Origin of the sequence: Faecalibacterium sp. DFI.5.82 (assembly GCF_029076575.1) — a bacterium.
Taxonomy (GTDB): Bacteria; Bacillota; Clostridia; order Oscillospirales; family Ruminococcaceae; genus Faecalibacterium; species Faecalibacterium duncaniae.
Genome location: NZ_JARFIS010000796.1, coordinates 1 through 299, shown reverse-complemented (window position 1 = coordinate 299; position 299 = coordinate 1). Strand labels below are relative to the sequence as shown.

Sequence of the window (299 nt, the reverse complement as noted above, 5' to 3'; positions counted from 1 at the left end):
CCCGGCGGCATAGTGCGGCTGAGGTGCGTTCATCTGGTACAGCAGTGCCAGCCCCTTCAGCAGCAGCTTCGGGTCGTAGGTCAGCGGATGGCGGCAGAGCGGCGTGACATACTTTGCCAGCCCGCCCGTGACCACCAGGGTGGCCGGACGGCCCAGCTCTTCCTCAATGCGCTGGGTGATGCCGTCCAGCAGGACTGCTGTGCCCAGCTGCCGCAGGTGCGGCTGAGCTCCCCCAAAGCAGCCATTGGTGTGAACACTGAGAGCTGTATGCTTTCGGGCTCTGTGCTGGGCACGGCAGT

The 299-nt window shown here is 65.2% G+C and carries 1 pseudogene; it reads right to left on the bottom strand.

Annotation, left to right across the window (positions count from 1 at the left end):
* A pseudogene (locus tag P0G09_RS18945) lies at nt 1-299 on the bottom strand (type III pantothenate kinase); the annotation flags it as partial.